This is a genomic window from Paraburkholderia sp. RCC_158, from assembly GCF_041355255.1.
Classification (GTDB): domain Bacteria; phylum Pseudomonadota; class Gammaproteobacteria; order Burkholderiales; family Burkholderiaceae; genus Paraburkholderia; species Paraburkholderia graminis.
On the sequence record NZ_JBFUPM010000016.1, the window covers coordinates 28,792 to 53,804 of the forward strand.

Consider the following 25,013-nt stretch of genomic DNA (forward strand, 5'->3'; position numbering starts at 1 on the left):
GGTGGCGCTCGTGGGGATGGGTTGTGGGCGGGGATTGTTATTGGCTCGCGATGCAAGCGGCAACGCGCGACGCGCACCAATTTGGACAGCGGCGCTTATTCGCCGAGTGGGTCGTCGCTGCCCAAGGCGCTGTCTATCTGGCGGCGCGCGTCGTCGAGCGCCGCGCCGATTGCGGCCGCGCCGCGAAAACGCGAGCGGCTCTGGCGCGGCGCAGTCCACTCGCCGTTGTCCGGTTGACCGCCGTCGTCACGTTGTATTCGCGTGGTCACCGTCGAGCCGCCTGCGGGATCGTCTTCCGCGAGAACGGTCACTGTGAAACCGCGATGAGTGTGCACTTCCTGCATCCGACTGCTCCTTCCGATCGGTGAGCCGAGGTAAGACCGGCCGCACTTCTCGAGCATTAAAGGTTCGACGGATTGCCCGGATCGACCTTGCCTTTCTCGATGTTGTCCGTCTGGTCGCCGAGCTCTTTACGGTTATCGCCGGTCGTAATCTGCGCCTCGCCCTTCGCCTTGCGGCCCTCGTTTCCGGTGATCGAGCCAACGCCCTTGTTCACGAAGCCTTTGAGCTCTTCCTTGATTCCTTCACGCTGATCCTTGTTCATCTTCGTTCCTCCGGTAAAAAATCCGCCTCTTAAAGCGGTTTTGGCCAGCGCGCAACCTATGGAGGTTGTTCCGTTAGCGCCATCGTTCGTCACGGGATGCGAGCAAACCTCGTACCCGCTTCCCGCAATGCGACACGGCAATCGGATCGATTGTGAAAATCTTTTGGAATAAGCACGCGGCGCCCGTGTTTGCCCCCATGTAGACCAAAGCCGAACCGATAATCGACCGTTAATCGAAGTCAACCGAGAACCGATCCGGCTTGTCGTTATCACTGTCCCGCTGGCTAACTCATGGTCCAGCAAATTTTAATTTTATTTAGGAGTTCCTATCATGTCGAAACTGTTCGTTGCTCTTGCACTCGCCGCTGCCACGCTTGGCGCTCCCGTTCTCAGTTTTGCTCAGTCGAGCGCCCCGCTGACGCGCGCAGAAGTTCGGGCGGATCTTGTTCGCGTCGAGCAGGCCGGCTATAACCCGAGCCGAGGCGATGACGTCAACTACCCGGCTGATGTCCAGGCGGCAGAAGCCAGGATCGCCGCACAGAACGACAGGCAATTGACGACACAGGCTGTCGGCGGTGTCGCGCAGAGTGGCACTTCCGCTGCGGGCACGCGGCTCCAGACGGCGATGAGCTCCAGCTGCGTCGGCCCGGTTAGCTACTGCAATATCTACTCCGGCAGTTAAGTGAGCCCTGGTCAACGACTCCGTCGTGCATTGACACGCGATGTCGTTTAGCGTCGCCCGCTCTTCAAATCAAACCTTTTCGTTGGAGTTTCAAAGTGAAGATTTTTCCTTTCGCAGTATCGACCTTGACCTTGGCCGCCAGTCTTTTGGGATCCGCTGGCGCAATGGCGCAAACCACGCAACCCGCTACGGCGCCGATCAAGAACATCGTTCTGGTTCATGGCGCGTGGGTCGACGGCTCGGGGTGGAAGCCGGTCTACGACATCCTCACCAAAGACGGTTATCACGTGACGATGGTGCAGGAGCCGCTGACGTCGCTGGACGACGACGTGGCCGCCGCGAAACGCGTCATCGATCTGCAGGATGGCCCCACCATTCTGGTCGCGCATAGCTACGGCGGCTCGGTCATCACCGAGGCGGGCGTCGATCCGAAAGTGGCCGGCCTGGTGTACGTGGCGGCGCATGCACCGGCAGTCGGCGAAGACGAAAGCGACCTCGGCAAGCAGATGCCCAGCTATACGTCGAAGCAGGCAGGCGCGATCAAGAAAACGGACGACGGCTACACCTATCTGAATCCTGCCGACTTCGCGAAGGATTTCGCGGCGGATCTGCCGCTGAAGGAAGCCGAGTTCGAGTCGCGCTCGCAGATTCTGACGGCCGCGAAAGTTTTCTCCGCGCCGATGAAAGTGGCCGCGTGGACCATGAAGCCGAGCTGGGGTATCGTCGCGGCCGACGACAAGATCATCAACCCGGATCTCGAACGCTTCTATTACCAGCGCGCGCATAGCCATACCACCGTGTTGGCGGGTGCAAGCCATTCGGTGTACGAGTCGCGCCCGAAGGAAGTGGCCGCGGTGATTGAAGACGCAGCAAAGCATGCGCAGCAGTAATGCATCTGGCGACGCATGGATACGCTGCGCGTTATTCGACGCGCGCAGAAGTGGCTCGAACGCGATTCAGTTTTTGCATATGAATGGCACCTCGATGGTGCGGAGTCGACATCACAGCAAAAGCACGATCGCGTTCATCGCCAGAGAGGATAGACATGCCGCGCACCACGTTCGCATGACACGATGTTCTCTGTCGCGAAAGGGGCCACAACCGCACCAAAATTCCGCATTGCTAAACGGTAGCGACTAACCTACGCTTCCTAACACTTCATGTAAGCGGAGGCTCGACGGCCATCCGTTTCTCTACTGAGGACCCGGCATGAACTGTGATCCAACCGATACGGCCGTGGTCTTCATCGACCCCCAGAACGACGTGCTGAGCCCGACGGGAAAGAATTGGGGTGCGGTGGGTGCGAGCGTCACGGAAAACAGAACCGTCGAAAACATGTTGAGGATCTTCAAGGCCGCAAAAGCCGCGAAGATCAATGTATTCATATCTCCGCATTACTTCTTTCCGACCGATCGCGCGTGGCAGTTCAACGGCCCGCTCGAAGCCGACGAGTTCGCAACCGGTACGTTCGCGCGAGAAGGCGCTTTGAACCTCCAGGGATTTGAAGGCTCGGGCGCGGATTGGCTGGCGGAGTTCAAGCCTTACATTGATGACGGCCAGACCATCGTCGTGAGTCCGCACAAGGTTTTCGGTCCGCAGACTAATGACCTCGTACTGCAATTGCGCAAACGTCACATGAGCAAAGTGGTGCTCGGCGGCATGCTCGCCAACATGTGCGTGGAAGCGCATTTGCGCGACCTGCTCGAGCAGGGCTTTGAAGTGTCGGTAGTAGCCGATGCGACCGCGGGGCCTCGTCATCCCGTCTGGGGTGATGGCTATAAAGCGGCCATGATCAACTATGCGTTTCTCGCGCACGCGGTGGTATCCACTGACGACGTCGTCGCCGCAATGACTTGATCCTGGTGTCGGCGTCCGAACTTCCTCGCTTCACATGCCTTTCTTGCAGCGTATTTCTGTAGCTCTCACACAGTGCTGAGCCGCGGCTCGACATCCTCGAGCAAAGAAGGTGATCGCGGACCGGCCATCCGAACAAGGAGCATCGCAATGGCCAGTCCAGCCTCGAGTACTTCGTCTGCTGCCGACCGCACCGGTCCTGCCGTTCCCGTCACCTATCATCGAACAGCGGTTGTGGATGGATTGAAGATCTTCTACCGACAGGCCGGTCCGCTCGACGCTCCCGTTGTGCTGCTATTGCATGGTTTTCCAACCTCGTCGCATATGTTCAGGAACCTGATTCCTGCACTAGCCGACCGCTATCACGTGATTGCACCGGACTACCCCGGCTATGGTCAGAGCGACATGCCGGATCGTGCCGAATTCGCCTACACGTTCGACCGCTACGCTGAACTAGTGGACGGCCTGCTCGACCAACTCGGCGCGGATCGGTACACGATGTATGTCATGGACTATGGCGCGCCCGTCGGCTGGCGGCTTGCTCTGAAGCATCCGGATCGCGTGGCGGGTTTTATCGTCCAGAACGGAAACGCCTATGACGAGGGCCTCAAGGCATTCTGGGACCCGATCAAGGCGTATTGGGCCGACGGCTCGGACGCGAGCCGCAAAGCATTGCTGCCGCTGCTCACGCTCGAGACGACCATCTTTCAATATACCGATGGCGTGTCCGACCGCACGCGTGTGTCCCCGGACAACTGGGTCCATGACCAGGCGCTGCTCGATCGCCCCGGCAATAACGACATCCAGCTCGACCTGTTCTATGACTACCGGACCAATCTGCCTCTTTACCCGAAGGTGCAGGCGTATTTCCGTGAGTTCAAGCCGCCGATGCTGATCGTCTGGGGCAAGAACGACGTCATCTTTCCGGCGGATGGCGCGTATCCGTACAAAGAGGATTTGCCGCACGTCGAGACGCATCTGCTCGACACGGGTCATTTCGCGCTCGAAGACAAGGCGGACGAGATGGTGCCGCTGATACGCGACTTCCTCGCCCGAAAGATCGACTCAAGAACGTAATTGAGGCTTGCATGGCTCAACTGCTATCGGTGAATGTCGGGCTTCCGCGCGACATCGACTGGAATGGCCGCACTGTCCACACCGGGATCTGGAAGAACCCGGTGCCGGGTCGCTGTTGGGCCAGGCGGCTGAATCTCGATGGAGACGGCCAAGGCGATCTCGCTGGACACGGCGGTGAGCAGCGAGCCGTCTTCGTCTACCAGATGGAATCGTATCGATACTGGCAGGAGCAGTTGAAACGATCCGATCTCGTCTACGGCCAGTTCGGCGAGAACTTCACGATCGAGGGAATGCCCGACCCTGCCGTGTGCATCGGCGACCGTTATCGGATCGGCAACGCACTGTTCGAAGTCAGTCAGCCTCGGGTCACCTGCTACCGCGTCGGCATTCGAATGGACGAGCCGCGGATGCCCGCTTTGCTGACATCCAGCGGACGGCCCGGCTTCTACTTGCGCGTCCTGCAAGAAGGCGAAGTCGGCGCGGGCGACGAGATCGTGAAGGTCGGAGAGGTAACGGAGCGGATGACAGTCGCAGAGGTCAACGCGCTCCTCTATTCGCCCGATCATCCGCGCGATCGACTCGAACGCGCATTGCGAATAGAGGCGCTTTCGCCGGGATGGCGCTCTTCGTTCGAGGCGTTACTGCAAAGCCGCATGAGCGGCGAGGCGAGCGGCAGCGCGGGCGGTAACGCGGGCCTCGCGCCCGCAGCGGCGACGCATCCGGCTCCGCCCGGTTTTCGACCGCTCACAGTGGCGGCCATCGAACCGGAGTCCACGGACGTCCTCTCTCTCATGTTGACGAGCGCGGACGGCCAACCGCTCCGGCCCGCTCTGCCCGGCCAGTATGTGGTGCTGCGCCTTCAAAGGACCGTCGACGGCCCGCCGCTTTTTCGCAGCTATTCGCTCTCGGGTGCTGCATCGACGGAACGCTATCGAATCAGCCCGAAGATCGAGCCGAATGGCGCGGCTGGAAACTATCTGAGGGAGCATGTGCGTGTTGGCGATGCGCTCGATGTCAGTTCGCCGCGCGGGAGCTTCACTCTGCAGGAAGGACTGCGGCCCGTTGTGCTCGTCAGCGCGGGAATCGGCGCGACGCCTCTTCTGGCAATGCTCCACGCGCTGTCGACGGCACGCTCGACGCGGCAGGTCTTGTGGATGCATGCCGCCCGCGACGCGCAGCACCATCCATTCGCCGCCGAAGCGCGCCGCCTGGTGCTGTCGCTGGCTCACGGCCGCAGTCACGTCCGTTACAGCAGGCCCGGCTTGGGCGACCGGATGGGCGAGGATTTCGACGCGACCGGTCGCCTGTCGCGAGCGGTCCTGGACGAGGTCGGCGTCCCGCGAGACGCGGACTTCTATCTCTGCGGACCGACTGTCTTCATGGCGGACATGAAAGAGGCACTCGCGGCGTTCGGCGTGCCACCCGAACGGACTCACGTCGAAATCTTCAACGGCGGGGAGTCGATGACGCCTGGCATCGCCGGCGTACCCACGCGAGCTCCACATCTGCCTGAAGACGCAGCCAACACCGGTCCGCTGGTATCGTTCGGGCGCAGTGGCATCGCCGCGCACTGGAACGCATCGGCCTATCAGAGCATTCTCGAACTCGCCGAGGCATGTGACGTGCCAGTCCGTTGGTCGTGCCGCAGCGGCGTCTGTCACAACTGCGAGAGCGGGTTGATCTCGGGGTCCGTCGTGTATGAGCCCAATCCGCTGGATTCACCTGCGGGAGGGAACGTGCTGATTTGCTGCGCGAGGCCGCATGGTGATGTGGTGATCGATATTTGAGTGGCGTGGGTGTGCCATATCGACGTATAGCCCTACCCCTTATTAAACACGTTCACCACACGCGACATGGATTTCGCTGCCAGCACGAGCAGAGCGCTGGTTGGACTGTAGTCGACGTTGTACATCAGGTCGATAAAGTAGAACATGGATAGTGCGATGAGCGGGTGGTACATCGCGCGGCTTATCAGGCGTTTCATCGGCATCTCACGCTGTCTCTTTTGCACGAACCGATAAGCCACTGTGCCTAAACCGATCTGCGCAAGTCTGGTGGCGCGCCAGGATTCCGGAACCGGTGGAAGGTTTGGCTGCGAACGACGGACGACGTTGAAATGTCACGTCCCATCCTGTGACGGACTTTGCCTCGCGCAGGCCGTTGCCGTCCTGCTCGTGCGTCGACATTTTTTGCCCGATCGTCCAGGTGTTGCCGACGCTTCGCCTGCCCGTTGCAGCGCGTCCAGGAAGATTGTCCGGTCCTACTGAAAAAGCGCGCCGTTTGTTGCACGCAGTTCATCCACAGGCGTCAGGCTGCGCTTGCCACGTTGCGGTGGATGTCCGTCAACGCCGTCCGTCAATCAAGGGGACCAGGATGCGCAAGCTGTTCTTCACGACAGGATCGCCTTTCGCTCGTGCCGTCCGTATCGTGCTTGTCGAGAAGGGACTCGATTTTGAGCGCGAGGAGACCTTCACGACACCCAGCGTCGAAGAGCGTGCGAAGGTCGCGCCGACGCTTCAGGTTCCTACGCTGGTCGACGGCAACCTGACGCTTTGGGATTCCTCTGTGATCATCGATTACCTCATGTCCACGTATCCAGGCGCGCCTGCGCCCCCAGGCATGGAGCCCCTGGCGTCCGACTATGTGCGCGCGACGGAAAGCTGGCACGACAAGCTCGTTCTCGCGACGTTACAAACGTTCGGCGTATCGACGACGATGGTGTCGCAGTTGCAGTGGTCCGGCGTCAGGCATGAAGAAAATGTTCACGCAGCGCGATGTGCGATGCGCAACCAGTATCTTCTCGACTGGTTCGAGGCCCAGCTTGTCGGCGCTGACGGCGCTTTCGTCCCCGGTGTGATTTCGGCTCAGGACATCTTGCTCACCTGCGTTTGCCAGTTCATCGAAACGCGCCCGTTGCGATTGTCTTGGCGCTCCCCTGCCCGACCCAGGCTTGCGTCGTTGGTCGCTCGAATGGAAAAACGACCTTCTGTGCAACAGGAAGCGGCACTCTGGTGGGAGCCCGGGGTGACATACGCGACTGCTGCCGAAGTGGAATGGGCAAAACATAAAACCATTCGTGACGGGCTGAGCTTCAGCGAATGGACGTCGCAGTCGGCAAGTTAAGGTTGCCGACAAACTGCCTGACGTTGTCCAGCACGGGTTGCTGGTCGCCAGCGAAGACCCAATGATCCGCACCGTCGAGCCCGACGAATCGCGCCTGCGCGATGTGACTGGCGAGATGCCGGCCGGCGCCGATGCGAACTTGAGATCGTTCGCTATGAGAATCGGTCGCGACATCGGTCGGAGTTCGATCGGAATGGACTATGAGAAAGCAAACGGAAACCGTCGGCCGAATTCGTTGAACAGCCCTTGACCTCAAAACGAGTCCCGGTCTAACCCATTCGAGATACCAGCACGGCCCTACGCTTCCCCACCCGCCGGCACCCCCACAACCACCTCCACCCCCGCCGCCGCCAGCAATTGCCCAAGCGCCGACGCCGGCGCCTCATCAGTCACCAGCACGTCGACGCAATCCGCGCCGAACGCGTGCAGCAGCGCGCTATGGCCGAACTTCGCGTGATCCGCGGCGACCACGCGGCGCTCGGCCTGCGCGAACGCCGCCAGCGAAAACGCGACGTCTGCCGGCAGTGCATCCATGAAATGCCCGCGCATGTCGATCGCCGTCACCGACACGATCGCGTAACGCACGTGGAACTGGCGCAAAAAAGCCTGCACGCTGTCGCCGACCGCGGCGGCGTCGTCGGCCCGCACTTCGCCGCCCGCGATGAACACGCGGTTGCCGTTGTGCGGCGCGAGCAGCCGGGCGACTTCGATCGAGTTGGTCACGACCGTCAGCCGCGAACGCGCCACTAAGGCCCGCGCGATGTGCACGCAGGTGCTGCCGCCGTCGAGAATCAGCGAATCGCCGTCGCTCACCAGTTCGGCGATGCGCGCGCCGATGGCCCGCTTGCCGGCAAGGCTCGCGGCCATGCGCCGTTCGAACGGCGGCTCGTCGAGGCGCTCTGGCAGCATGATGCCGCCGTGAACCTTCAGCAGCAGACCCTGCTCGATCAACGGCTTGATATTGCGGCGGATGGTTTCGTCGGACACCTCGAATCGCGCGGCAAGTGCCGTGATCGTGCAGGTGCGCTGCTCGCGGACGAGCCGCAGGATTTCAGCCTGGCGTTGGGTCGAGAGCATGGAGTCGGGCGGATGAAGGGTGCGGTGAGTTTAGCAAAACGACGGGCTGATGTGGGATTTCCCACATATTTCCACAGTCGGCGGCAGAGCCCCTAGTTCACGGCGTGCGAGACGCCGGAGCGACGCCCGACGCCTACCGCAGCGTTCACAGCCAAATGTGCAAGCGGCTTCGCCGCAGCCTTCGCTGCATCTTTGCCAGCCGCCGTCCGAACGCCCTTCCCAACGCCCTTCCCAGCCATTTCCCCAACCGACCTCACAGCCGTCTTCGCTGCTGTCCCATGCGGAAGATCACTCGCCCTGAGACTGATCCGAGCGCACGTCGATCGCTCACCTACCGCCAAAATACGACCACCACATGACACCACCAAACCACCAAACCACCACACAGCCTCGCGTCTCACGTTGCATTCCGTGCACTTATACGGCAATCTATGCACACCAACGCCACCAGCAACCACACATGTCCACACCCCTCCCCCCACAAACCCGCGTCGTCATCATCGGCGGCGGCATTATCGGCTGCTCGGTCGCCTACCACCTGACCAGGCTCGGCTGGGCCGACGTCATCCTCCTCGAACAAGGCCAGCTCTCTTGCGGAACGACATGGCACGCAGCCGGCCTCGTCGGGCAGTTGCGCGCGCAGGAAAGCATGACGAAGCTGATCCGCTATTCGACCGCGCTTTACGCCGAACTCGAAGCGGACACCGGTCTTGCCACCGGCTGGAAGCAATGCGGCTCGCTGTCGGTGGCCCGCACGGCCGAGCGGATGACGCAACTCAAGCGCACCGCCGCCGTGGCCCGCGCGTACGGCGTCACGTGCGAGGTGATCGGCGCGCGCGAAGCCGGCGACCTGTGGCCGGTCATGCGCACCGACGACCTGCTCGGCGCCGTCTGGCTGCCGGGCGACGGCAAGGCCAACCCAACCGATCTCACGCAGGCGCTCGCCCGCGGCGCTCGCATGCGCGGCGCGCGCATCGTCGAAAACACCCGCGTCACGGCGATCCACACGCGCGACGCGCACGGCTCTCGCGAAGCAACCGGCGTCGCCTGGCGCAACAAGGAGGGCGACGAAGGCTCGATTAGCGCGGACATCGTCGTGAATTGCGCGGGCCAGTGGGCCAAGGCCGTGGGCCGACTGTGCGGCGTCACGGTGCCGCTGCACTCGGCGGAGCACTACTACATCGTCACGGATCGCATCGAGGGCGTGCACCCCGATCTGCCGGTCATGCGCGATCCCGACGGCTTCATCTATTTCAAGGAGGAAGTGGGCGGCCTCGTGATGGGCGGTTTCGAGCCCGACGCCAAACCGTGGGGCATGAACGGCATTCCCGAGAACTTCGAATTCCAGCTTCTACCCGACGACTGGAATCAGTTCGAAATCCTGATGACTAACGCGCTGCAACGCGTGCCCGCGCTCGAAACCGCACAGGTCCGCCAGTTCTATAACGGACCCGAATCGTTCACGCCCGACAACAACTTCATGCTCGGCGAAGCGCCTGAATTACGGCGCTTTTTCGTCGGCGCGGGCTTTAACTCGATGGGCATCGCTTCCGCGGGCGGCGCGGGCATGGCGTTGGCCGAATGGATCGTCGCGGGCGAGCCGACCATGGATTTGTGGCCGGTCGACATTCGCCGCTTCGCGCGCTTTAACGGCAACGACGCGTGGCTGCACGATCGCGTGAAGGAAACGCTCGGCCTGCACTACGCAATGCCGTGGCCGAATCGCGAACTCGACAGCGCGCGGCCGTTGCGCCGCTCGCCGCTGTACGCGCTGCTGCGCGAGGACGGCGCGTGCTTCGGCAGCAAGATGGGTTGGGAGCGCGCCAACTTTTTCGCGCCGACGCCCGGCGAAGCACGCGTCGACTACACATTCGGTCAGCCGGACTGGCTGCGTGCAAGCGGCGCCGAACACCGCGCCTGCCGCGAAGGCGTGGCGCTTTTCGACATGACGTCGTTCTCCAAATTCCTGGTCAAAGGACGCGACGCGCAAAGCGTGCTGCAAAGCCTCGTCACAAACGACGTCGATGTACCGCCCGGCACCGCCGTCTATACCGGCATGCTCAACGAACGCGGCAATTACGAATCGGACTTCACGCTCACGCGCATCGCCGCGGACCAGTACCTGCTCGTCACCGGCACCGCGCAAACCACGCGCGACTTCGACATGATCGAGAGAGCGATTCCGCGCGACAAACATTGCGTGCTCGTCGACGTGACCAGCCAATATGCGGTGCTCGCCGTGATGGGCCCGCGCTCGCGCGAACTGCTGCAAAGCGTATCGAAAGCGGACTGGCGCAACGAAGCGTTCGCGTTCGGCCAAAGCCGCGAAGTCGACATCGGCTATGCGACGGTGCGCGCAACGCGCCTCACCTACGTCGGCGAACTGGGCTGGGAACTGTACGTGCCGGTCGAATTCGCCGTCGGCGTGTACGAGGCGTTGCGCGAAGCGGGCAAAGCGTTTGGCCTCGCGAATGCAGGCTATTACGCAATCGATTCGCTGCGGATCGAGAAAGGCTACCGCGCATGGGGCCGCGAACTCACGCCGGACACGAATCCGTTCGAAGCCGGGCTCGCGTTCGCGTGCAAGCTCGACAAGGAGATTCCGTTCCGCGGCCGCGACGCCCTGCTGAAACTGCGCGACGAGCCGCTGCGCCGCCGCATGGTCGTGCTGAGCGCGGACGGCGCCGCGGATCGCATGCTATGGGGCGGCGAAGCGATTTTGCGCGACGGCAAGCCAGTCGGCTTCGTGAGCTCGGCGGCGTTCGGCCACACGCTCGGCTGCCCGGTCGCGATGGGCTACGTGAACAATCCCGATGGCGCAGCCGACGCCGCGTATCTGACGAGCGGCGCCTACGCAATCGACGTGGCCGGCGAATCGCTGCCGGCCACGCTTCACCTGAAGGCGCCGTACGACCCGCGCGGCGAGCGCGTGCGCGCGTAGCCAGGCGTTCGTCCGCGAGCCGCGCCGCTCCTCCGCGCGCGCCGCGGTTCAATTCATGCTGTCCGTCGACGCGCTTTCGCTTGCCATGCGGCTTGCCGCCGCTTCGGCGGCGAGCGCCAGCTTGTGCTGCTCGACCTGATGCGCGAACACGGGGCTGACATCCGGGTACGATGCGTCGGTCACGTAGTCGAGGCCGTTCTGTTGTGCCTGGATCAGTTCCTGGTAGACCTGGGCGCGCGTTTTTCCTTCCGCGAAAACATTCGACGATGCGGCGAGGACGACGACGGACAATGCGGCGAAAGCGATCTTCTTCATGATGAACTCCGGTGAGTTGTGTGCGGGTTTGCATCAGGGAGAACCACGCTTTGCCGGCTTTTATTCCTGGGCGCGGCGCAAGTAAAAAACATTTCCGCGCGACGGAATAAAGCGCGCCGCGAACCGGTTTGCCCGGGTCTGGACGACGCCTTGCTCACGCGGTAAAAGAACTTCTGAAAGACGCCGCGCGAGCGGAATAAACCGGCGTACAACCGTGTTTGCACCTCAACAGCCGAACCCCGGCCGGAGAACTTGCATCATGAAACCGACCGACGCCCCCGCCGATTCACCGCTTTCCGAAGCCGACGTTCAAGCCTACGCCGACGGCACGCTGTCGCCGGCGCGCGCCGCGTTTTTGCGCGACTATCTGGGCCGCGATCCGGCGGAAGCCCGCCGCGTCGCCTTTTACGGCTCGCTTAACGAGCAGATTCAGCGTTCGTTTCAGACCGCCGACGAACCCGCGTCCACGGCGTTCAAAGCCCGGCGCGGCGCGCGCGGCCGCTGGCGCAACGTTGCCGGCAGGCCGAGTGTGCGCAAGGCGGTCAGAGCGCTGGTCGCCGTCGTCATCGCGTGTGCGGCGGTGAGCGGCTGGTTTGCGGCGACTCAGGTGACGCAGCAGGCGCTCAACAATGCCGCCGTGATGGCGCTGGCGGAAACGGTGGCCGCTCCTTATCCGGCGGCATCGCCGACTCGCCGGGAGCCGTCCGCGCCCGACCTCGAGGCAATCGGGCTGCGGCTCGTCGATGAGCGCGTGCTGTCGCTCGGCCTGTTGCAGCGCGCCACCGCATTCGTCTATCTAAACGGCGACAACCAGCCGGTGATCCTGCTGTCGACGCTCGCCCTGCTCGCGCCTGCGCAGCCGCAGTGGTCCGCGCGCCGCATCGGCGATGTGCGTCTGTTGACGTGGACCGCGCAGCGGCAACGCTTCGTGGTCGCGGGCGACGCGCGCACGCACGGCCTGATGCGCGCCGCCGACGTCATGACGATGCCATGAACGCCCACGCAGTCGTACACGCGCGATGACTCGCCGCATCGACGGGAATAGAATCCGCTCACGCGTGTTCGCCCTACAACCGCCCTACAACACGAGCGACGCTCCGACGCAGCGCCGCGCTTCCTGCCCACGAGAGGCCCCATGACCGGGATCAAGAATGGATGTCCGTGACGAGTTGATGGAACACGTGCCGCGGCTGCGGCGCTACGCGCGGGCGCTGATCAACAATCGCGACCTCGCGGACGATCTGGTGCAGGACACGCTGGAACGCGCGCTCGGCCGCACCGGCATGTTCCAGCCCGGCACCGACCTGCGTGCGTGGCTCTTCACGATCATGCACAACGTGTTCGCCAATCAGGCGCGCAAGGCATCGTCGCGCGCGGTCCATGTGGCGGTCGACGACGAAAGCGTCCACGAAGCCGAGTTCGCCGTGCCGGCGCCTCAGATGCGCTCGCTGGAAATGCGCGATCTCGACTACGCGTTGCAGCGTCTGCCGGTCGACCAGCGCGAAGTGGTGCTGCTCGTCGGCCTCGAGGAAATGAGCTATGCCGACGTCGCGCTCGCGCTGAACGTGCCCATCGGGACGGTCATGTCGCGGCTTTCGCGCGGACGCGAGCGGCTTCGGGCATTGATGGCGGGCAGCCAGCCCGGTGCGAAATTACAGGTGGTGCGATGAGCGACCAACATACCCCGATCACTGAAGAAGAGCTGCATGCTTACGTGGACGGCACGCTGTCCGACGAACGGCGCGCCGACGTCGAGCGCGCGCTCGAACAGAATCCCGAACTGGCCGCGCGCATCAGCGATTATTTTTCGCTGAACAGCCTGTTCCACGATCGCTACGACCGCGTGTTGAACGAACCCGTGCCGAAGCGCTTGCAGCCGGCCGCGCCGCCGCATTCGCGCCGCTCGCGCATCGCCGCCAACTGGCCGCAATTCGCGGGGATGGCGGCGGCGCTGGTGACGGGCGTCGGCATCGGCGTCGGCACGCATATGGGGCAGGACGCGATGCAGTCGGTGGCGGGCTTCTCCGTGGGTTCGTCGACGGGTTCTTCCAATACGCGCCCGGTGAGCGCGGACCGAGCCGAGGTGTTCGCCCGCCAGGCCGCGGTTGCGCACGTCGTGTATATGCCGGAGGTCGACCGCCCTACCGAGATGAGCGCCGATCACGAGCAGGATTTCGTGCAGTGGCTCGCGAACCGTCTCGGCACCAACGTCCATCCGCCGATGCTGGCGAAGCAAGGCTTCTCGCTCTCCGGCGGGCGCCTGCTGCCCGGCCCGGACGGCCAGATGGCCCAGTTCATGTATCGCGGACCGAAGGGCGAACGGGTGACGCTGTGCATCTCGCGCCGCCAGGTGAATGCGAACACCACGGCGTTCAAGCTGTACCAGGACGGACCCGTCAACGTGTTCTACTGGGTCGACGGCGACTTCGGCTATGCGGTGTCAGGCGGCATCGACCGCAAGCAGTTGCTGCAGCTCTCGCATGACGTGTACGCGCAATTGACCGGCGCGACGCAGACGGATTGATGCGCCTGCGCTGGTGAACCACCGCGCACGTCAGCGCGCGGCCGACTTCACCAGTTCGCGCGGCGTCACGCCGAGCAGCCGCCCGATCCAGTGCGCCATGTGGCTCTGGTGCGAGAAGCCGGCCTCCAGTGCGATCTGGCTCGCGGAGAGCCGGCCTTGCAGCAGCATCGTTCGCGCGCGTTCGACGCGCCGCTGCACCACGTACTGATGCACCGGCACGCCGAGCGTCGCGCGAAACAGCACCTTGAAGTGCGGCACGCTCAGATCCGCCTGCGCCGCGAGTTCGCTCAGCGTGAGACGGCGGTCGAGATGCGCTTCGATGAAGTCCGTCACGCGCGCCGCTGTTCTCGGAGCGAGCGTGCGCTCCTTGCCGTCGAGCGACGGCGCCCCGCCGATCAGCCGCACCACCATCGCCGTGCACAGGCTTTCGGCGTATAGCGGATCGGACGCGTCGTCGGCTTCCAGTTCGGCGCGCAACGCCCACGCGAGATGCTGGAAGCGCGCATCGCGCATCTGGAATTGCGGGCGAATCTGCGCGTCGCTTGCCTTGACTGCCAGTTGCTCGGCTGTCCTGCGCGCGAATTCCTCGCCGATCCAGACGCTGAAAATCATGCAGGCCGATTCGTCGCTCCATTGGCCGTCGAGTCCCGCGGGAATCACGTCGGCGTCGCCGTGCGCCTGAATGCGCGAGTGCGGCTTCTCGTTGCAAAGACAATGCGCTCTGACCGGCCCGCCCACATGCACGCCGACCCGATGATGCTTGAGCGCCGGTATCCGGTGCAAACCCGCCGACACGTTGACCAGCTCCGCGCCGAAGCCTTGCCAGCCGAGCGTTTTGCTCGAGCGCAGCGCGATGCGCGAGCCGCTGTGCGCGGGCGGAATCTGAGTCGGGACAGGTATGACGGCGTTCATCGTTTGTCTCGCGGATGGCAGTCGATCTGCGGGCATTGTGCCGGGTTTTTCGCGGCTTCGCTCGGTGTGCGGCTATCGTCAAACGACCATCCGAATCTGTTCATTTGCATCCGCGCATGCGCGTTTTTTGCAGCACCTGTCCTTATGATCGGGCCATGACGATCCAATAAGGAGCCTCACGTGTTCGTGATTTTTGGAGCAGGCGGCAAGGTGGGCAACGCAAGCGCGGCCGCGTTGCGGCGCGCGGGCTGCGCTGTGCGTGCCGTGGTCCGCAACGCCGCGCAGGCCGCGCCGCTCATCGAGCTGGGTTGTGAGGTGGCGATCGCCGATCTGCACGATCCTGCGTCCGTAGCGCGCGCCATCGACGGCGCGCACGCGGTGCAGATGCTGTGTCCGGTGCCGCGCGATCACGACGACCCGGCGAGCGCGATGCGCCGCATGATCGACGCGAGTGTCGACGCGTTGCGCGCGAATCCGCCGCAACATGTGCTCGCGCTTTCGGATTACGGCGCCGAGCACGCGAGCGGGACGGGCATCACCACGCTGTTCCACTACCTGGAGACGCGGCTCGGCACGCTCGACACTCGCCTGACGTTTCTGCGCGCCGCCGAACATATGCACAACTGGGCACGCGTGCTGCCGGTCGCACTGGCGAAGGGCGTGCTGCCGAGCCTGCATCATCCGCTGGACAAGCGCTTTCCTACCGTGGCCGCACAGGATGTCGGCGCGCTGGCGGCTCAACTGCTGATGGACGGCAAGCCGCCACGGCATTCGCCGCGCGTGGTGAGCATCGAAAGCGAACAGCGGGTGAGCGTGATCGACGTCGCGCGCACGATTGCCGATCTCGCCGGCCGCACAGTCACCGCCCACGCGGTGCCGCGTGAGCAATGGGCCGCGATGCTCGCCGGAGCCGGTCTCGGCGACGGACACGCGCGGCTGATCGTCGATCTCTACGACGCGCATAACGCCGGCCGCATCGACGTGCAAGACGGCGTCGGCGAACGGCGTTTCGGTCCGACGACGCTGACGCAGGCGTTAGCGGCAATCGTGCCGCGCGACGCAGCGCTCAGCGCCTGACGAGAGGATCGATATGTCGACCTGTGTTCTACGGCATGCAACGAGCAAGCGACGCGTGAATACGAGCCGCCTGCTCGCCGTCGCGTTGGCGCTGGCGGGGCTGATCGGCTGGCGCGCGGTTCGCGATCTCCTTGCCGCGATTCCCGATAGCAACGACGACTTCGGCTTGTTTTAGCGCCGAAGCAATGACCTCAGCCCGCGAACGACTGTCCGCACCGCGCGGGCGCTTGCGCATTGCATCGCGCCGCGACACCACGCCCAACGTCTTAAAACTCGCGCAACCCTCAGCACTGGATTAAACTTTGGCGGCTCGTTCGGCCGCCGCGCTCAAAGTTTGGTTCACCGAACGACTTATCGGCTAAATCTTTCTCCCCTATTGCCGTTAACGAGGTGAAAGGTTCTTAAGTTTGCGTCGGGTGCATGGAAGTCATAAATTCAAGACGGTGGGCGCCGCGGGGCCGGAACAGGTGGATCGCCGCAGCCGCGGCACTCGGTGCCGCCGCGATCATCAGAGCGATCCTGCATCCGCTGCTCGGGCCGTTCATGCCCGGCACTGCTTTTCTGATCGCCGCGGTGCTCGTCGAGTACTACTGCGGCCTCGCGCCCGCGTTATGCGTGATGCTGCTCGGGCTTTGCCTTGCCGATTATCTTTTCGTGCCGCCGTATGGCCACATCGACGTGATCGACGCGTCGGATCTGCATCTGCTGATCTCGTACCCTCTGCTTACGATTCTCATCATCAGCCTCGTTGAACGTTTGCGGCGCGCGCAGTATCGCGCCGAACTGCTTGCGGCCGTCGCGCAGTCGCGCTACGAAATGCTGCTGCGCCACGACAACGAGCGGCTGCTTGCCCGCCGGGCTACCGATGAAATGCATCGCATGCTGCGTCATATCGCGCAGTACAACCGCTCGCTGATTCTCATCAAGGCGCTCGATCCGGCCAACAGCTTGCCGCCTGGCAGCTTCGTGGCCGCGGCCGCCACGGCAACACCCAATGCCCTCGTGGACGACGCATCGTTGCACGCGGGCATCGCCTATTGCGCGAAGCATGCGCAAGTGCACGAGGAGGATCTCGCGCACGTGCGCGTCCATCTGACGCCGGGCCATCACCGTATGCGTTTTCTCTCCGGCGCCCGCGACGACTGGCGGCCGGTCGAATGCGTGTGCGATCGCTTCACCACGTCGTCCGGTGAATTCCTGGTTTTGCGCGCGGATGACTGACATGAACGCCACGCCATTTTCAGGCATCGACGGCGGCGATCACGCGGTCCTGCTGTTGCACGGTCTGTCGAGCTCGCCGCTCGAGTTGCGCTTTCTCGCCCGGCTGCTTGCCGACGAAGGCTTTGCCACGCATACGCCGGAATTGCCCGGCTACAGCGCAGGCACCGGACATCAGCCGATGGAGCAATGGATCAGCGCAGCCGTCGCGGAGTTCGACCGGCTCGCCGCACGGCATCGGCACGTCTCGATCTGCGGTCTTTCGATGGGCGCGACGCTCGCGGCCGCGGTTGCGCACGAGCGGCCCGCTGCCCGCGCGTTGCTGCTGCTGTCGATCACGCTCAATTACGACGGCTGGGCGATTCCCTGGTATCGCTTTTTGCTGGACTACGTGTATTACACGCCGCTGCGCTCGCGTTATCGCTATCGCGAGCAGGAACCCTACGGGCTGCGCAACGAGGCGTTGCGCTCGAAGATCGCGCGCGCGATGCAGAAGAACGACATCAGCGAAGTCGGACCGGCGTTCATCGGCTTGCCGGCGCTGCACGAGGCCGGCCGCCTGGCGGGCTCGGTAAAGAAGAAGCTCAAGGGCATCGGCACCGATTGCCTGATTATTCACGCCATCGACGACGAAACCTCGAGCCCGCATAACGCGCGATTCGTCGGGACCACCATCGGTGCGTCATTCTTGCGAACCATCTGGCTCGACGACTCCTATCACATGATCACGTCCGACAACGAACGCGAAGTCGTGGCGCGCGAATGCGCCCTCTTCCTGCGCGAAAGCGTGGCCGCCACCGTGTCGAGCCATAACCCGGCACCCGTGGTTTCTCGCGCGCTCGCACGCCGCCTGCGGCAACTCGCGACTGTGGCGAGGAAAGCATGAAGCGCACATTCGTGCTCAAGGCGGCAGTGTCCGGCTTCGCTGTGGCAGCTTGTGCCGGCGCGACTCACGCCGACGAACAGCAAGCAGCAAGCGACTGGAAAATATCGGTCGGGCCGGGCTTGTATGTGTTTCCAAAGTACCCAGGCTCTTCGCAGATCCAGGTGCTGCCGTTTCCCGTTCAGGACATTTCATGGAAGGACCGTGTGTTCTCCCAAGGTCCGGACGTGCTGGGCGTCAATGCGCTCGCGGGCGAGAACTATCATGCCGGGGCCTCGCTGAGCTTCGATTTCCAGTCGCGAAAGAGCTCCGACGATGCGCGGCTCAAAGGCTTGCCCGATGTGCACGTGGGACCGAAGCTGCGGCTTTTTGCAGACTATACGTGGTGGGCTTTCACTGGCTCGGCGGCTGTGTACAGGGACATCGCCGGGACCGGGCAAGGCCTGACCGCGATGGCGGACCTCTTCGTATCCGCGCCGCTCGGCAAATTGCTGCTGTCCGCAGGACCTGGCGTGACATGGGCGAACGCGACATACACGCAAACCTTCTTCGGCGTGAATGCGCAGGAAAGCGCCGCGTCGGGCCTGCCTCAATATTCGACGCATTCGGGCTTGCGCGACGTGCACTTCAACGTCAACGCGCTTTATAAATTCGATGCGCACTGGTCGGCGAACGTCGCGGCTGTCGTCGGGCGTCTGCAAAAGTCGGCCGCCGGCAGCCCGATCACCGAGCGGCGTCTCGATCTGAACGGCATGGCTTCGGTGTTGTATCGGTTCTAGCGCACCGTTCGCTAGTGTTGTTCGACCTGCCAGCGCAGCACAGGATGCGTCGCGCCCGCAGGCATCGTCCACGCCCCGTTGCTGCTGAAGTCCCAACCGGCGAAGCTCGCCGGATCGCTCATCTGCGCGGTCGTCAATCCGTTCGACGGCGGCAGATTGCCGCCGCTCGTCGCCACGCCCGTCGTCTCGGCGTTCCAGTACACGTTGCTGCCAAGCCCCGAGCAATAGGCGCAGACGCCGCCTACCTGGCGCAAGCTGTACGCGGAGACCTTGCCGGTTGCGAACGACTCCGTGACTGTGCCGCTGTTGATATTCACGAGTCCCCCGGACGAGCCGCGCGACTCGTTGGCCGACACATTCCCGGTCGCATACGACTGAGTGATGGTTCCTGTGTTGTTGAACACGAGGCCGCCGCCACCCGAATCGGCGACGACATCGGCACTGCTGCCCGAACGCGCGATGGTTCCCAAGTTATCGCCGACCAGTCCGCCGATCGACGCGCCTGCACCATTGGTCGGCGCCGAGATTCCGCCGGAGGTGAACGTATTGACGATCAGGCCGTGGTTACTGCCGGCCAGAATCCCGATGGACCTGAACGACGGCGCGTAGATATGCGAGTTCGCGTTGATGTTCACGTCGCGCACCACGGCGTTTGCGGCGATATCGCTGAACACCGCATCGGAGTCCGGCGAGATGTTCAACACCGTGTGCCACATGCCGTCGAACTGCCCGGAAAACGACGTATGGTCGGTAAAGCCCAACGTCTTGAACGCATAGCCGTTTGCGTCGATGTCCTTGCCTAGCGCGTAGTTGCCGGCCATGTCGTTGGCTATGTTCTGCAGATCCTGCGCGGAATTCACGAGCTTATAGCCGGTGACCTGCGTGAGCAGGCCGCTGTACGCGGGTGCGCTCCACGCGCTATTGCTCAGCACGACGCCGGGCGTATAGCTGCCGGTCATGTCGTAAAGCGCGCTGACGGTGCCGGTACTCGAAGACCAGTCGATCGTGCCGTTATTGGCGACGCTGCCGCCGTTGTCGATGCCGCCCGCGTCCGCACGCAGCGTGAGTGCGCCGCTGCCCTGGTTGCCGAGCGTCGCGCCCGAGGCGATCGAAACACTATGCGCCGCGTTGAGCGCGAGCGATGCGCCGCCGGTCCATTGAATGCTCTGCGCGACGTCGATATCGCCGCTCTGGCCCGCCGCGCCTGTCGTCGTCATGTTGATGGAGCTGCCCGCGCTGAGGCTGCGGGCAAAGGCGCGCGACGCGCCGTCATCGAACGTGTATGCGGGCAGCGTAACGTTCCATTGCCCTGCGGTGACTTTCGCGAGATCGCCCCAGAAGGTCAGCAGTCCCGTCGCGGTATCGACGATGCCGCCGGTTCCATCGGCGCGCTGCGCGCCGACGTTGCCCGCGAGAATCACCTGGCCCGCGGTGCCCGCCACCAGCCACACATGTCCGTCGCGCGTCGCGGTGCCGGTTGCGCGCACTGCATCGTTGCGGCCGGCGAGCGCATAGATGTTGCCGTCCACGGCTTGCAGGTTCACCTGCGCGGCTTCGATTGCACCGGTATTGACGATCGCGCCGCCGCTTGCGGTCTGCACGAACATCTGCTGCCCGCTCGACGAATCCTGCAGCAGCACCTTGCTGCCCACCGCGATCTCAGCCGTGCCCTGCGGCGCGCTGATCGTGCCATAGTTGTCGACTTCCTTCGCGGCGATGAGCAGCACATCGCCGTTCGTCGAGCCGATGTGGCCGAGGTTGACCACGCGCTGATCCGACTGCCCGGAGAACGTCAGCGCTCCGCCGTTCATGAACGACGCGTTGTCGGTGTCGAGTGTCGAAGCAACGAAGCGGCCGCCTGTCGTGACCACGCCTTGCGGCCCGACCACGACGCCTTGCGGATTGATCAGATAGACGCTACCGGTCGCGTTGAGCTTGCCGAGAATCGACGATGGCGAGCCGCCTGTCACACGGTTTAGCGTCGCACCGGAACCGTTGTTGAAGACGACCGTGTTGTTGCCGCCGATCGAAAAGCTGTTCCAGTTGACGACGCCGCGCGTCGAACCCGGTTGCGTGACGGTCAGCGTATTGCCGGCGCTGGCAATCGAACCGCTGCCGCTCACATAGGCTCCGCCTTGCGGCAAGGTGCCTTGCGCAAGCACCGGGGCCGCGCACGACATGCCGATGGACAACGCGAAGACAGACAGTGAGATAGAGACGGGGACGGCGGGCACGTTGCCCGAGGCGCGCGGCGGGCGCATGGAGAACATATCGCGTGACATACTTTCCCCTCTTTTATACAAGCGGAATGGCATGCCACTCTGCCGGGCCTTTGCCTCTGTTTTCAGGGCGTGGCCAATGCAGCATAGGCCATAAATTGTGCTCTTAACTAACAGGAACTCTCAGCGTTTTGTGCCTTGATGCCTGCGTTTTGTGCCGACTCCGAATCCGTCGACCGCGCGCACGCGCACCGCGGCCCTTGCACGGTTCGTTCGCTCACTGCACGACACACTCGAATGAAGCAGCCTGATTCACGTCGCCGCCCTGATAACGCGGCCATTTCGGATAATCGCATAGCGGCCGCGTGCGACCGGGAACGCCCGCGGTGTCGGTAGTCACCTGCGCGACCGGAGCCTTGCCTCTTTCGACCCATTGTTGCAGCGCCGACAGCGAATCCCAGGTGGCGTTAAAAGTACTGCTTGCCGCATGGCCCATTCCGGGAATCTCATAGAAGCGCACGAACGACTCGACCTGGCGAACGCCGAATTGCGCTTGCAGCCGCCGATAATATTGCTCCGTTGCACGCGTGCTGACCAGTACATCGGATAATCCATGAACGAGCAGCAGCTTCCCGCCACGGTCCTTGAAAGAAGCAATATCGGTGCTTGCGTCGAGTTGCGAACTGAGTTCGCTGATACGGTTCGCCCATACGCCCGGCTGCTCCGGATCGAGCGATAGTGAATTGAAGTTCGGGTCGCGCGTGACCGAGTACTTGATCCACTGATCGGTCAGCACGCTGATATACGGTGCCGTCAAAGGCATCGGATTGGCCGGCTGTGAGGTGCCGAATGCGAGGAACGTAACCACAGGCTCGACGGGAGAACTGCGCGTGACGATGCCGAGGTCGGCTCCCCATACGTTGTAGCCAGGATATTGAGTCTCGCCGCTCGCGAGCCGGAAGCGAAAGTGGGTGGACGTATTGATTGTTTTCAGCGCTTCGATTTGTGCGTCCGACAGGCAATTGTCGCCGGTGTCCGCGCCCTTTGCGCAGCGCAACGGAGCACCGTTGAGCGTCGCAATAGACGGATCGAATCGCGCGTTGCATTGCTGCTGATCGCTGATCAGGCCGTCTGCCACGCCGTCGAGCGCGTCGCATGCCTCAATCGCCGCGTCGTACAGTGCCTGCCGTTTGCCGACGGAAAGATAAGCGCCCGGTTTCGCCAGCGCGCGGTTCATGCGTTGACCGCCGAGTAGCGCCGCTGCGTCGTCCCATGCCGGATACCATGCGATTGCACCGTCCCAATCCGATGGCCAGCGCTGGATTGCCGTGACAGCTTCGCGCCCGCCCGTCGAGCCGCCTGCGAAGTAAGCCTTGCGTGGGAAATGCGCATAGCGGGCCTTGATGATCGCGAGCGCTGCGTCGTGGGTTTTCTTTAATGCGTCGCCGCCGAAATTTCTAACCGCTTCGTCGTTCAGGCCAAAACGTCCGTCCTGCGAGGCGAGCGCGTTCGCCTGATGACCCGAGTCGCTTGCGAACGTTGCATAGCCGCGGCCAAGCGGTACGGGTTGGTCGACCGGGCCATTGGGCACGTTGCCCGCCACATTCGGAGTCGTGCCGTCAAAGCCACCGCCGCCGAACATCACGACTTTGTCGTTCCATTGTGCGGGCAACGCGACCTTGAATTGAATGTCGGGCGCGGATCGGTCGAGTGGCGAGATCTTGCCGGTGACCTCGCAGTATTCCGGTAGCGCGGTTGCTCCGCTTCCGCTGGCCGCGACTGGCTTCACGGCGGTGACGGCCGCTCCCGAGGTCGGCAAGCCTATTTCCGAAGCCGGCACGATAAAGCCTTGCAATCGCTCGCACGCGGCCACGTGGCCGGCGGGCAGAGTCGCAGCTATGCCGGATGCGGGAATCGCCGATGTACTCAACAGCGCCACAACGAGCGCGGCAGGGAGCGCGGCAGCGCGCGCGACTTTCCAATTGCGAAGGTGAACTCGAATCATGATGTCTCCGTTATGACCGACTTTTCCGCAACGCAAATGCCGCGCGCTGCTTGCACGTTGTGCCGCTACAGCGTCATGCCGCCAGACGCTTCGATAACAGCGCCGTTGATATAACTCGCTTCGTCGCTCGCGAGAAAGGCGTAGATGTTGGCGATTTCTTCGGGCTTGCCCAGGCGCCGCAATGGGACCTGGTTTCTCATCTTCTCGAGTACTTCGCCGGGTACGGTCGCCAGAATCGGCGTGTCGATAAAGCCCGGCGCGACAGCGTTCACGCGGATGCCTTTAGGGCCGAGTTCACGGCTCCATGTTTTCGTGAATCCGATGACGCCGAACTTGGACGCCGCGTAGTTCGTCTGCCCGTAATTGCCGTAGATTCCGACGACCGAACTCGCATTGAGAATCACGCCGGCCTGCTGCCCGATCATGCAGTCGAGCACGGCTTGAGTAGCGTGAAAGACGCCGCGCAGGTTGACATCCATGACGTCTTCGAATTGCTCGACCGTCATGTTTTGCAAGCGTGCATCACGCGTAATGCCCGCGTTATTCACCAGCACGTCGATGCGCTTGAAGCGCTCCTGCACGCTGGCCGCCATATCCTGAACTGACTCACGATCGGCCACGTTGACGGTGAAGCCCACCGCTTGCGCGCCCGCCTCGCGGCACGCGCCCACCACCGATTTCACCGCATCGGCATTCACGTCGCATACCGCGACGCTCGCGCCTTCGCGTGCGAATTTGAGTGCCGTCGCCGCGCCGATTCCCTGGCCCGCGCCTGTGACGATTGCAACCTTACCGTTGAGTCTCATTGGATCTGCGTCCCTGGGTAGTGAGTTGTTTTGATGTCGGTATGCCGTCAAAGATATTCGACGTTGCCATCCACGCTGATGGCTTGCCCGGTGATGTTGTAGCCCGCCGGCGATGCGAGGAATAGCGCCATCGCGGCAATGTCGTCGACGGTCACCATCCGGCGCAGTGAGATCTTTTTCAGGTACTGCTCTTTCATTTCGTCGAACGACACGCCCGTCGACTCGGCTCGCGCGGCGATCACCCTGTCCATTCGCTCGCCTTGCACGACGCCTGGCAGAACGGCGTTCACGCGAATGTTCTCGGGCCCAAGCTCGACCGCCAGCGACTTCACCAGTCCGACAATCGCCCATTTGGTCGCGGCGTATGGCGTGCGAAACGCGTACCCGAGCCGCCCCGCCACCGACGACATTGCAATGATCGCCGGGCAATCCGATGTCTCTTTCAGCAGCGGTACGGCCTTATGCAGGAAGTAGTACTGGCTGTTGAGATTCGTCGAAATGGTTCGTTCCCAGTCGTGCGGTTGAATGGATTCGACGCCGCCCGTCGGACCCGCGATGCCCGCGTTGTTGATCAGAACGTCGAGTCCGCCGAGCCTCGCGCGCGCGTCGTCGATAACCTGGTCGACCTGCTCGCGATTTGCCACATCCGCGACGCCGGTGTAGAGCTTTGGGTTCCTCTCTTTGGCCTTTTCAACCGCCGACGCATCGACGTCGCAGATATAGACCTGTGCGTCTGCTTGAACAAATGCATCGGCAATGGCTGCTCCAATTCCCGCGGCTGCGCCGGAAATAAGTACGCGCAGACCGGGCCTCGGTTTGAGAAGCTCGAAAGTATTCATGTGTCGCACCAACAAAATAAAATCGAATAGGGAATAAAGCTGTTTCCGGGCTTATACGCTTTCAAGGCGATGCCGGCA

General features: G+C 63.1%; 25 protein-coding genes. 15 read left to right on the forward strand and 10 right to left on the reverse strand.

All coding sequences use genetic code 11. The annotated features are described in order from the left end of the window. Positions 1–95 precede the first annotated feature (95 nt). Both AB6809_RS25715 and AB6809_RS25720 read right to left on the reverse strand, forming a co-directional pair. On the reverse strand, positions 96–344 hold the full coding sequence (locus AB6809_RS25715; RefSeq protein ID WP_107707843.1) for a hypothetical protein: 249 nt from the start codon (positions 342–344) through the stop codon (positions 96–98). 56 nt (positions 345–400) lie between these two features. Then, positions 401–604: a CsbD family protein gene (locus tag AB6809_RS25720; protein ID WP_006050307.1), complete on the reverse strand. Its 204-nt coding sequence runs from the start codon at positions 602–604 to the stop codon at positions 401–403. A 331-nt stretch (positions 605–935) separates the two neighbouring features. Here AB6809_RS25720 and AB6809_RS25725 point away from each other — a divergent pair, with 331 nt between their 5' ends. The 5 genes from AB6809_RS25725 to AB6809_RS25745 all read left to right on the forward strand — a co-directional run bounded on the left by AB6809_RS25725 (position 936) and on the right by AB6809_RS25745 (position 6,004). Further along, entirely contained in the window at positions 936–1,286 is a 351-nt protein-coding gene (locus AB6809_RS25725; RefSeq protein ID WP_371027426.1) for a DUF4148 domain-containing protein, read from the forward strand. 164 nt (positions 1,287–1,450) lie between these two features. Continuing rightward, the gene (locus tag AB6809_RS25730; protein WP_232292293.1) at positions 1,451–2,176 is read left to right on the forward strand and encodes an alpha/beta fold hydrolase; all 726 of its coding nucleotides are present in this window, start codon (positions 1,451–1,453) and stop codon (positions 2,174–2,176) included. Between the two features lie 319 nt (positions 2,177–2,495). Further along, complete coding sequence (locus AB6809_RS25735) at positions 2,496–3,143, forward strand: isochorismatase family protein (protein ID WP_107707845.1); 648 nt, start codon at positions 2,496–2,498, stop codon at positions 3,141–3,143. A gap of 147 nt (positions 3,144–3,290) precedes the next feature. Then, a complete protein-coding gene (locus AB6809_RS25740) occupies positions 3,291–4,217 on the forward strand; it encodes an alpha/beta fold hydrolase (protein ID WP_371027427.1) in 927 nt (308 codons plus the stop codon). 11 nt (positions 4,218–4,228) lie between these two features. Beyond that, on the forward strand, positions 4,229–6,004 hold the full coding sequence (locus AB6809_RS25745) for an MOSC domain-containing protein (RefSeq protein ID WP_371027428.1): 1,776 nt from the start codon (positions 4,229–4,231) through the stop codon (positions 6,002–6,004). A gap of 32 nt (positions 6,005–6,036) precedes the next feature. Here the strand turns inward: AB6809_RS25745 and AB6809_RS25750 are convergent, their stop codons facing one another. Beyond that, positions 6,037–6,201, reverse strand: coding sequence for a hypothetical protein (locus AB6809_RS25750; RefSeq protein ID WP_167450670.1), 165 nt, complete (start codon positions 6,199–6,201; stop codon positions 6,037–6,039). 389 nt (positions 6,202–6,590) lie between these two features. Between AB6809_RS25750 and AB6809_RS25755 the strand changes: the two genes are divergently transcribed. Both AB6809_RS25755 and AB6809_RS25760 read left to right on the forward strand, forming a co-directional pair. Next, the gene (locus AB6809_RS25755) at positions 6,591–7,340 is read left to right on the forward strand and encodes a glutathione S-transferase family protein (RefSeq protein WP_371027429.1); all 750 of its coding nucleotides are present in this window, start codon (positions 6,591–6,593) and stop codon (positions 7,338–7,340) included. Between the two features lie 61 nt (positions 7,341–7,401). Beyond that, positions 7,402–7,590 carry a hypothetical protein gene (locus tag AB6809_RS25760; protein WP_371027430.1) on the forward strand — a complete coding sequence of 63 codons (189 nt, stop codon included), beginning with the start codon at positions 7,402–7,404 and terminating at the stop codon, positions 7,588–7,590. A 47-nt stretch (positions 7,591–7,637) separates the two neighbouring features. On the opposite strand, the gene AB6809_RS25765 is transcribed toward AB6809_RS25760, so the two are convergent. After that, positions 7,638–8,417, reverse strand: coding sequence for a DeoR/GlpR family DNA-binding transcription regulator (locus AB6809_RS25765; protein WP_371027432.1), 780 nt, complete (start codon positions 8,415–8,417; stop codon positions 7,638–7,640). Between the two features lie 460 nt (positions 8,418–8,877). Here AB6809_RS25765 and AB6809_RS25770 point away from each other — a divergent pair, with 460 nt between their 5' ends. Continuing rightward, a complete protein-coding gene (locus AB6809_RS25770; RefSeq protein ID WP_371027433.1) occupies positions 8,878–11,358 on the forward strand; it encodes an FAD-dependent oxidoreductase in 2,481 nt (826 codons plus the stop codon). 48 nt (positions 11,359–11,406) lie between these two features. Here AB6809_RS25770 and AB6809_RS25775 read toward each other — a convergent pair whose 3' ends face one another. Next, positions 11,407–11,673, reverse strand: coding sequence for a DUF4148 domain-containing protein (locus AB6809_RS25775; protein ID WP_371027434.1), 267 nt, complete (start codon positions 11,671–11,673; stop codon positions 11,407–11,409). A gap of 259 nt (positions 11,674–11,932) precedes the next feature. Between AB6809_RS25775 and AB6809_RS25780 the strand changes: the two genes are divergently transcribed. The 3 genes from AB6809_RS25780 (at position 11,933) to AB6809_RS25790 (ending at position 14,197) form a co-directional block, all read left to right on the forward strand. Next, positions 11,933–12,667, forward strand: coding sequence for an anti-sigma factor (locus AB6809_RS25780; protein ID WP_371027435.1), 735 nt, complete (start codon positions 11,933–11,935; stop codon positions 12,665–12,667). Positions 12,668–12,824: 157 nt separating this feature from the next. After that, positions 12,825–13,343 carry a sigma-70 family RNA polymerase sigma factor gene (locus AB6809_RS25785; RefSeq protein WP_371027436.1) on the forward strand — a complete coding sequence of 173 codons (519 nt, stop codon included), beginning with the start codon at positions 12,825–12,827 and terminating at the stop codon, positions 13,341–13,343. Continuing rightward, a complete protein-coding gene (locus AB6809_RS25790) occupies positions 13,340–14,197 on the forward strand; it encodes an anti-sigma factor (RefSeq protein WP_371027437.1) in 858 nt (285 codons plus the stop codon). The genes AB6809_RS25785 and AB6809_RS25790 overlap by 4 nt, the downstream gene beginning before the upstream one ends. A 30-nt stretch (positions 14,198–14,227) precedes the next feature. Here the strand turns inward: AB6809_RS25790 and AB6809_RS25795 are convergent, their stop codons facing one another. Then, complete coding sequence (locus AB6809_RS25795) at positions 14,228–15,109, reverse strand: helix-turn-helix domain-containing protein (RefSeq protein ID WP_371027438.1); 882 nt, start codon at positions 15,107–15,109, stop codon at positions 14,228–14,230. A gap of 180 nt (positions 15,110–15,289) precedes the next feature. Here AB6809_RS25795 and AB6809_RS25800 point away from each other — a divergent pair, with 180 nt between their 5' ends. The 4 genes from AB6809_RS25800 (at position 15,290) to AB6809_RS25815 (ending at position 19,066) form a co-directional block, all read left to right on the forward strand. Next, entirely contained in the window at positions 15,290–16,186 is an 897-nt protein-coding gene (locus AB6809_RS25800) for an NAD(P)H-binding protein (protein WP_371027439.1), read from the forward strand. Between the two features lie 420 nt (positions 16,187–16,606). Beyond that, positions 16,607–17,407, forward strand: a complete 801-nt coding sequence (locus tag AB6809_RS25805; protein WP_029969019.1) for a DUF4118 domain-containing protein — start codon at positions 16,607–16,609, stop codon at positions 17,405–17,407. Between the two features lies 1 nt (position 17,408). Then, positions 17,409–18,290, forward strand: coding sequence for a carboxylesterase (locus tag AB6809_RS25810; protein WP_149029257.1), 882 nt, complete (start codon positions 17,409–17,411; stop codon positions 18,288–18,290). Continuing rightward, positions 18,287–19,066 (forward strand): MipA/OmpV family protein, encoded by a 780-nt coding sequence (locus AB6809_RS25815; protein ID WP_371027440.1) that lies wholly within the window; start codon positions 18,287–18,289, stop codon positions 19,064–19,066. The genes AB6809_RS25810 and AB6809_RS25815 overlap by 4 nt, the downstream gene beginning before the upstream one ends. 11 nt (positions 19,067–19,077) lie before the next feature. Here AB6809_RS25815 and AB6809_RS25820 read toward each other — a convergent pair whose 3' ends face one another. From AB6809_RS25820 to AB6809_RS25835, 4 genes are all read right to left on the reverse strand, one after another. Beyond that, the gene (locus AB6809_RS25820; protein WP_371027441.1) at positions 19,078–21,348 is read right to left on the reverse strand and encodes a beta strand repeat-containing protein; all 2,271 of its coding nucleotides are present in this window, start codon (positions 21,346–21,348) and stop codon (positions 19,078–19,080) included. A gap of 214 nt (positions 21,349–21,562) precedes the next feature. Then, on the reverse strand, positions 21,563–23,290 hold the full coding sequence (locus tag AB6809_RS25825; protein ID WP_371027442.1) for a tannase/feruloyl esterase family alpha/beta hydrolase: 1,728 nt from the start codon (positions 23,288–23,290) through the stop codon (positions 21,563–21,565). 65 nt (positions 23,291–23,355) lie between these two features. Beyond that, positions 23,356–24,096 (reverse strand): beta-ketoacyl-ACP reductase, encoded by a 741-nt coding sequence (locus AB6809_RS25830; RefSeq protein ID WP_310031849.1) that lies wholly within the window; start codon positions 24,094–24,096, stop codon positions 23,356–23,358. A gap of 47 nt (positions 24,097–24,143) precedes the next feature. Further along, positions 24,144–24,935 carry an SDR family oxidoreductase gene (locus tag AB6809_RS25835; RefSeq protein ID WP_310031852.1) on the reverse strand — a complete coding sequence of 264 codons (792 nt, stop codon included), beginning with the start codon at positions 24,933–24,935 and terminating at the stop codon, positions 24,144–24,146. Between the last annotated feature and the right edge of the window lie 78 nt (positions 24,936–25,013).

Coding starts and splice junctions, on each gene's coding strand:
- AB6809_RS25770 (WP_371027433.1), top strand. CDS start 8,878: ATGTCCACACCCCTCCCCCCACAAACCCGCGTCGTCATCATCGGCGGC.
- AB6809_RS25740 (WP_371027427.1), top strand. CDS start 3,291: ATGGCCAGTCCAGCCTCGAGTACTTCGTCTGCTGCCGACCGCACCGGT.
- AB6809_RS25785 (WP_371027436.1), top strand. CDS start 12,825: ATGGATGTCCGTGACGAGTTGATGGAACACGTGCCGCGGCTGCGGCGC.
- AB6809_RS25715 (WP_107707843.1), bottom strand. CDS start 344: ATGCAGGAAGTGCACACTCATCGCGGTTTCACAGTGACCGTTCTCGCG.
- AB6809_RS25835 (WP_310031852.1), bottom strand. CDS start 24,935: ATGAATACTTTCGAGCTTCTCAAACCGAGGCCCGGTCTGCGCGTACTT.
- AB6809_RS25825 (WP_371027442.1), bottom strand. CDS start 23,290: ATGATTCGAGTTCACCTTCGCAATTGGAAAGTCGCGCGCGCTGCCGCG.
- AB6809_RS25775 (WP_371027434.1), bottom strand. CDS start 11,673: ATGAAGAAGATCGCTTTCGCCGCATTGTCCGTCGTCGTCCTCGCCGCA.
- AB6809_RS25755 (WP_371027429.1), top strand. CDS start 6,591: ATGCGCAAGCTGTTCTTCACGACAGGATCGCCTTTCGCTCGTGCCGTC.
- AB6809_RS25765 (WP_371027432.1), bottom strand. CDS start 8,417: ATGCTCTCGACCCAACGCCAGGCTGAAATCCTGCGGCTCGTCCGCGAG.
- AB6809_RS25730 (WP_232292293.1), top strand. CDS start 1,451: ATGGCGCAAACCACGCAACCCGCTACGGCGCCGATCAAGAACATCGTT.
- AB6809_RS25815 (WP_371027440.1), top strand. CDS start 18,287: ATGAAGCGCACATTCGTGCTCAAGGCGGCAGTGTCCGGCTTCGCTGTG.
- AB6809_RS25830 (WP_310031849.1), bottom strand. CDS start 24,096: ATGAGACTCAACGGTAAGGTTGCAATCGTCACAGGCGCGGGCCAGGGA.
- AB6809_RS25805 (WP_029969019.1), top strand. CDS start 16,607: ATGGAAGTCATAAATTCAAGACGGTGGGCGCCGCGGGGCCGGAACAGG.
- AB6809_RS25745 (WP_371027428.1), top strand. CDS start 4,229: ATGGCTCAACTGCTATCGGTGAATGTCGGGCTTCCGCGCGACATCGAC.
- AB6809_RS25790 (WP_371027437.1), top strand. CDS start 13,340: ATGAGCGACCAACATACCCCGATCACTGAAGAAGAGCTGCATGCTTAC.
- AB6809_RS25780 (WP_371027435.1), top strand. CDS start 11,933: ATGAAACCGACCGACGCCCCCGCCGATTCACCGCTTTCCGAAGCCGAC.
- AB6809_RS25735 (WP_107707845.1), top strand. CDS start 2,496: ATGAACTGTGATCCAACCGATACGGCCGTGGTCTTCATCGACCCCCAG.
- AB6809_RS25795 (WP_371027438.1), bottom strand. CDS start 15,109: ATGAACGCCGTCATACCTGTCCCGACTCAGATTCCGCCCGCGCACAGC.
- AB6809_RS25720 (WP_006050307.1), bottom strand. CDS start 604: ATGAACAAGGATCAGCGTGAAGGAATCAAGGAAGAGCTCAAAGGCTTC.
- AB6809_RS25820 (WP_371027441.1), bottom strand. CDS start 21,348: ATGTCACGCGATATGTTCTCCATGCGCCCGCCGCGCGCCTCGGGCAAC.
- AB6809_RS25725 (WP_371027426.1), top strand. CDS start 936: ATGTCGAAACTGTTCGTTGCTCTTGCACTCGCCGCTGCCACGCTTGGC.
- AB6809_RS25760 (WP_371027430.1), top strand. CDS start 7,402: ATGATCCGCACCGTCGAGCCCGACGAATCGCGCCTGCGCGATGTGACT.
- AB6809_RS25810 (WP_149029257.1), top strand. CDS start 17,409: ATGAACGCCACGCCATTTTCAGGCATCGACGGCGGCGATCACGCGGTC.
- AB6809_RS25750 (WP_167450670.1), bottom strand. CDS start 6,201: ATGAAACGCCTGATAAGCCGCGCGATGTACCACCCGCTCATCGCACTA.